Source organism: Actinoplanes sp. NPDC026670 (assembly GCF_040638175.1).
GTDB lineage: Bacteria > Actinomycetota > Actinomycetes > Mycobacteriales > Micromonosporaceae > Actinoplanes.
In genome coordinates this window covers 1-6,444 of the sequence record NZ_JBEZXU010000144.1, presented here as the reverse complement: position 1 = coordinate 6,444, position 6,444 = coordinate 1, and the positions used below count along the sequence as shown (strand labels likewise).

Sequence of the window (6,444 nt, the reverse complement as noted above, 5' to 3'; positions counted from 1 at the left end):
CGCCCGGCGGCGGAACCAGCGGCCGCCACCGCCTGAGTTCCGCCGGCGGTGGGGGGGGGTGAGGCCGCCCCCCCCCCCCCCGCCAACCCCCCCCCCCCCCGTCCGGTGCGGGGCCGCGGGGCCGGGTCGCCGGCCAGCGACCGGGTGCCGGAGGACGGGTCGGCGCCCAGCGCCCGCAGACGGTGTTCGGCCACCACGCGGGCGGCGATCGGGGCGCGGCCGGCGCCGGTCCGGGCCAGCGCCAGATCCACCCGGGCCGCGGCCACCGGGTCACCGACGTCCGCCCAGATCCGGGCCGCCTCGGCCAGGAACCGCCCGGCCTCCGCCGTCTGCCGGCCGGTCTCCGTCGCGAACCGGCCGTTGTCCGCGGCGGACCGGGTCTCGGCGGGCGCCGCGCCGCCCGCGAGGACGGCCGCGGCGGCCAGTTCCAGCCCTTCGGCCAGCGCCGCCGGACGGCGACCGGCCCGGGCGAGTTCGATCGCCGACCCGGCGTGCGCACGGGCCGCCGCCGGATCCTCGGGCAGCGCGGCCCAGCCCGCGGCCGCGTACGCCATGGGCGCGGTCAGGCTCGTCGCCTCGGCGACCGCCCGGCGTCCGGCCTCCCGGGCCGCCGCGACATCCCCCGACGCGGCGAGCACCCGGGCCAGCCCACCGAGCGCCGGAACCAGCGCCTGACTGAACCCGCGTTCCCCGGCGACCGCCACCGCCTCCTCGTAGGCGGCCCGAGACTGCACCAGATCACCCCGCGCCTCGTGGGTCTCCCCCAGCCCGGCCAGCGCATACGCCACCCCGGCGGCCCCGGCCCGCTGGAGCACCGTCAGCGCCGCCCGGAACCCGTCCCGCGCCTCGGCCAGCCGGCCGGCCCGGACCAGGATCTCGGCACGGTTGTTGTGCGCCAGCCCGAGCCCGTTCGGATGCGCGTCCGGCCCGATCGTGAACCGCCACAACACGTGATCCAATTCGGCCAGCGCCCCGGTGAGGTCACCCTCCTCCATCCGCTGCGACGCCCGGTTCGTCCGGATCCGGAGCTGCTGCGTCCGGTCCTCACACCGCTCCGCGGCGGCCAGCCCCAGCGCGTAGTGCCGCTCGTTGCCGCGCCGGTCCCCCTCGGCTGCGGCGAGCAGCGCCAGCGCGGTGTGCGCGGCGGCCAGCGCCCGCGGCGACCCGTTCGCGCCGGCCAGCGCCTCATCCGCCAGGGCACGGCAGGCGGCCACCTCACCGCGAGCCCACGCGACACTCGCCGACCAGGCCGCGAGCAGCGCGCGATCCGGATCCGGATCCCCCGGCAGAACCATCTGCGGTACGGCCGAAGCGCCCGCCAGATCCCCCCGGAGGTAGAGCACCATCACCGCCGGCCAGGCGTCCCCGGCATCAAGTGTCTTCCCGGCCGCGACCACCCTCTGAGCCTCCGCAACGGCGCGCTCCCAGTCGCCGGCGTCAGCATGCCGCAGCACCGCATTTTCGGACATGCGCGCCAGTATGGCCTGCCCAGGCCACCCCTCGGCCACCTTGGGCCGGTGATCGCGCTCTCCCAGAAAATCGAATCCAGTAACTACCTGCCAACCACCCCCAAATCACACCCACCCCCACCATCCATCGAAACGCATCGACGACACCGGCGGCCCACGCGCCCCACGGGCTCCAGCAACGTGGTGACCTACGGCCCGATCCGAACCACAGCCGTCCACACGGGCCGCGGGCGGTCGACACGCCGGGCGGAGAAGCCCTCACTGGGCGGCCCCGGAGAGCTTTCGGAGCCGAGGGCCGCGCCCACCCACCGCGATCTTGGTGACTTCGGTCGCACCTCGAGCTTCGCCATTTGGGGATCGGTTGCGTCGGTCACGCCGGCCTTGTGGACGCCGCCGCCCATGGTGACAGTGCACCGGGTGTCCGTCGGGACGGACGGCGGGAAGGAGCATCGACGAACCTTGCCCTCCGCGCCAAGGGGCTGTTTGTTGCGGTCGCCGGCGCCCGGCCCGGCATGGTCGCCAGCGAGCGATGGCCAGCGCACACAATGCGGCAACGTGCGATTCCATCCCCACCGGGACGACGACAGGCGCACGCAGACGGCACAACGTGTGCGCCCGTCCCCGTCAGAGCGAAGCAGACGCACACGATCGGCGAACGTGTGCGCTGACCAACGCTCCGGCCAGGCGAACGTGTGCGCTGACCAACGCTCGAGCCCGGCGAACGTGTGCGCCGACCATCGCTGCGGCAGACGGACCCGCTCTCGGCGGCCCGCTCCCGGCATCACCTTGCACGGCCGCCCAAGGTCATCAGGCCTCACGGTGATCTTGGTCAGTTCACTGAGGATGACGCTGACCAGGACGAATGCAAGACTCACTTCGGCTGTGATCCTGACCTGCAATGTCGCTGCCCAAGATGGCGAAACTCGAGGGTCGCACCTGTCCCGCAGAAGTCCACAAGATCAGCAGGAGACTGGGACCTCGGCTGGACCGCGCAGTTCCCTGAGGTCGAGGGCATACAGGAGCTTGTCGTAGCGGGCCGGGCCTACTGCTACAAAGTTCTCCAGTCGTCCGTACTGATGGAATCCCAGCTTTTCGTAAAGGCCCGCCGCACGGACGTTGTCGCCTCTCAGGTCGAGCGTGAGCACCTCGACCTGCCCGTCGAACGCCGCCGCGATCAGCGCCGACAGCAGGGCGCGGCCCAGCCCGGCACCCTGCCGGCCCGGGTCGACGGCGAGTTTCTCCAGGTCGGCGTGCGGCCGATGGGTTGGCCTCGAGTACCGCCGCCAGTAACCGAACCCAGCCACCTCCCCGCCGGTCTCCCCGCCGATGAACGCCACCGCGATCGCGACCGCCGTGTCCCCGCCCGCGATGCCGACGGCCAGGTCACCCAGCAACTCCCGGACCTCCTCGGCCGGCGGCGGATCCACCCACCCGAGCGCGGCGCCGTCAGCCACCAGGCCGCGTAGCAGTTCCGCAATCCCGGCCTGTTCACGCTCGCTGAACCCACCGTCGCCGACGAGGCGGATCTCCCAGTTCCCCACTCCCGAAGTCAACCACTCCACCGCAGACACCCGCGCACGGTCCGGTGGCGCGGCCCTGCCGCCCCGAGGGCAACGGCCGGGCCGGTGTCCCGGGATTCGGCACAGCGCGTCGAGCCAGCCGTCGCCCACCACGGTCAACACGAGCGCATTACCGCCGTAGGCGACGGCCGGCGGTCTCAACGCCTGCCCAGCCGTCGCTCACCGCGGTCAACACGAGCCCATTACCGCCGTACGCGACGGCCGACGGTCTCAACGCCTGCCCAGCCGTCGCCCACCACGATCAACACGAGCCCATTACCGCCGTACGCGACGGCCGGCGGACGAGAAGCCTGGCCAGCCGTCGCTCATCGCGATCAACACGAGCCCATTACCGCCGTACGCGACGGCCAGCGGACGAGAAGCCTGGCCAGCCGTCGCTCATCGCGATCAACACGAGCCCATTACCGCCGTAGGCGACGGCTGGCGGGCGGGAGGGCTGGTCGGCCGTCGCGTACGACGGTCAACTTGGGGGTGATACCGCCGTGGGCGACGGCCGGTGGTCTTGCAAGGCCTTCGTGGTGGCGGTCAGGACCTCTTCGGGGGTGATCGTCAGCAGGGCCGGGTGGACGGGTCCGGGCAGGTCGCCGCGCGCGCTGTGGGTGCCGTGCCAGAGGGGGCGGTGGTAGGGACGGTCGGCGGGCGGGCCGCAGCGCGCCGGGGAGACCGGGCCGAACAGGACCACGGACGGGGTTCGGTAGGCGGTCGCCAGGTGGGCGATGCCCGTGTCACCGCAGATCACCAGACGGGCGGCGGCGACCAGGGCGGCCAGTTCCGTCAACCCGGTGCACGGGGCCGCTGACGCGGGCAGGCCGGCGAGGGCGGTCACCCGTACGCACAGGTCGTGCTCTTGCTGGGAACCGGTGACCAGGACCTGATGGCCCGCGGTGACCAGACGGCGTGCGACGGACGCGAAGCGGTCCGGAGGCCAGCGGCGCGCCGCGGATTCGGCGCCCGGGTGGATGATCGTGACGCCGGCCGGGACGTCGGCGGCCGGCACGAGCAGATCCAGGTCGGACTCGTCGCAGGCCACGCCGTAGTAACGGATCAGCCGGCACCAGCGGCGGACCTCGTGTTCGTCGTCGAGCCAGCCCGGACCGTCGTGATGGCCGGCGGCCCGGCTCGCGAACGCCCACAGCTCTCCGGGATGCAGCGCCTGCAACCGGCGGTGCGACTCCGGGCCGGAGCCGTGCAGGTTGACCGCGAGGCGGGGCCGGTCCGGCGCGGCGTCCAGGGGTTCGAGCTCGGCCGCGGGCACGATCCGGTCGACGGCGCCGACGCTGAGGATCAGCGGTGTGAGCCGGGCGGGGGCGGCCAGGCTCAGCGTCTCGCCGGGGAAGGCGGCACGCAGCCCGCGCAGGGCGGGCACCGCGGTCGCCAGATCACCCACGCCGAGAGCGCGCAGAACGAGGATCACGGGTACGAGCTTCAAGGGCCCCTGCTCGGATTACCCGGCTTTGAGTGGATTCGCACCCGGCTCACGCGCTCCATTTAGAGAGCACTGCTCTTGACAGTGAGCGCCGTTCAGGTGTTCACTGATTGCAGGAGAGAGCAGTGCTCTCCAAGACCTGAGGAGCGGACATGCGATACCTGGCCCCGAAGCGCGGCGCGAACATGTTCAACGACTTCGCCAAGTGGCTCACCGCGCACGGCATCAGCCTGATGGGCAGCCGGGTCATCGCGATCCGGGGCCGCAAGTCCGGCGAGATCCGCACCACCGTGGTCAACCTGTTCGACAAAGACGGCGAGCGCTACCTGCTCTCCCCGCGCGGCCACACCCAGTGGGTCCGCAACCTGCGGGCCGCCGGCGAGGGCGAGCTGCGCCTCGGCCGCCGCACCGAGAAGTTCATCCCGGTCGAGATCGCCGACGCCGACAAGCCCGAGCTGATCCGCCTCTACCTGCGGAAGTGGGCGTGGGAGACGGGCGCCTTCTTCGACGGCCTGAAGGCCGACTCCCCCGAGGCCGACATCGCCGCGGCCGCGCCCGGGTTCCCCGTCTTCCGCATCGTCACCCACGACTGATCAGCGCGTACGGCGTACCGCCTCGCAGGTCGAAAGGTCTTTGTTAGGGTCGCCAACCGTGAGCGAACTCCTCGGCCCGCGGGTCATCGGCGGCCGGACCTACGACTTCTCCCGCCAGGTCGTCGTGATGGCGATCGTGAACCGCACACCCGACTCGTTCCACGACCGGGGCCGCACGTTCGCGCTGGAGAAGGCGACCGAGGCGGTGGCGAAGGCGGCCGCCGACGGGGCCGACTGGATCGACATCGGCGGAGTGCCGTTCGCGCCCGGCCCGGAGGTCTCCGCCGCCGAGGAACTCGACCGGGTGCTGCCCGTCGTCGAAGCCGCCCGCGGACTGGCGGTCGTCTCGGTCGACACGTTCCGCCCCGAAGTCGCCGCCGAGGTGATCAAGGCGGGCGCCGGAGTCGTCAACGACACGTCCGGGCTCCGCGACCCGGCGATGGCCGAGGCGGTCGCCGGAACCGGCGCACAACTGGTGATCTGCCACAGCCTGGCCGCGCCACGCACCGAATACCCGAGCCCGAGATACGGCGACGTCACCGACGAGGTCGGCGCGTTCCTGCGGGCCAAGGTGGAACTGGCGCTGTCCCGGGGGGTCCGGCCGGACCAGATCATCATCGACCCGGGCCACGACCTCAACAAGAACACCTTCCACTCGCTCGAACTGTGCCGCCGCCTCGACGAGATCACCGCGATCGGCTACCCGATGCTGGCGGCGCTGAGCAACAAGGACTTCATCGGCGAGACCCTGGACCGGCCCCAGCAGGAACGCCTGGCCGGAACCCTGGCCACCGTCGTCTTCTGCATCACCCGGGGTGCCCGGATCATGCGCGTCCACGACGTGCGGGCAGCCACCGACGCGATCCGGATGACCGAGGCGATGCTGGGTTGGCGAGCCCCCGCCTACACGCGCCACAACATCTAGACCCAGCCCACCAGCCCGCCGATCCGCCGCGCCCCAGCCGTCGATCTGCCGCACCCCAGCCCGTTGATCCGCCGCCGCACCCCAAGCCCGTTGATCCGCCGCGCTGAACCATCGCAGGCAGGCCCTCGGCGACCAACGGTGCCCGGCCGGGTACTTCTTCCCGGCCTTGACTGATGGTCCTCTCGCGCCGCCAACTCTCCCGCGTCCCGGCAATCGTCAACAGACCCGGCGGATCTTGCACGAATGTGCGCCCGCAGGACGGCCTCGCATGTCGCCGCAGTGGCAGCCAAAGGTGCTGTCAGCGGCTACCGAACGAGACGTCCGTGCGCACTTCCATAGATCTTGCACGCTTTTTTGGCTCTCCGGTCGTATGTGTGGGTGGTTTGAGGGGTTTAGACAGGCGCACGCCGTTGCAGGCCTTAGGTTCCGGTTTGTCGAGACAGGATCCGAA

5 protein-coding genes are annotated in these 6,444 nt (G+C 71.9%); 2 read left to right on the top strand and 3 right to left on the bottom strand.

Annotated features, from left to right (window positions below; all coding sequences use genetic code 11):
* From AB0E94_RS52345 to AB0E94_RS52335, 3 genes are all read right to left on the bottom strand, one after another.
* Positions 1–1,469 (bottom strand): tetratricopeptide repeat protein (locus tag AB0E94_RS52345; RefSeq protein WP_360344339.1); only part of this gene is annotated, 1,469 nt, incomplete at its 3' end.
* A gap of 959 nt (positions 1,470–2,428) precedes the next feature.
* A complete protein-coding gene (locus tag AB0E94_RS52340; RefSeq protein ID WP_360344336.1) occupies positions 2,429–3,031 on the bottom strand; it encodes an N-acetyltransferase in 603 nt (200 codons plus the stop codon).
* A gap of 478 nt (positions 3,032–3,509) precedes the next feature.
* On the bottom strand, positions 3,510–4,463 hold the full coding sequence (locus AB0E94_RS52335) for a glycosyltransferase family 9 protein (RefSeq protein WP_360344342.1): 954 nt from the start codon (positions 4,461–4,463) through the stop codon (positions 3,510–3,512).
* A 164-nt stretch (positions 4,464–4,627) separates the two neighbouring features.
* Between AB0E94_RS52335 and AB0E94_RS52330 the strand changes: the two genes are divergently transcribed.
* Together AB0E94_RS52330 and folP are read left to right on the top strand one after the other, a co-directional pair.
* Entirely contained in the window at positions 4,628–5,068 is a 441-nt protein-coding gene (locus AB0E94_RS52330; protein ID WP_360344333.1) for a nitroreductase family deazaflavin-dependent oxidoreductase, read from the top strand.
* A 58-nt stretch (positions 5,069–5,126) separates the two neighbouring features.
* Positions 5,127–5,993 (top strand): dihydropteroate synthase, encoded by an 867-nt coding sequence (gene folP, locus AB0E94_RS52325; protein WP_360344330.1) that lies wholly within the window; start codon positions 5,127–5,129, stop codon positions 5,991–5,993.
* Positions 5,994–6,444 lie beyond the last annotated feature (451 nt).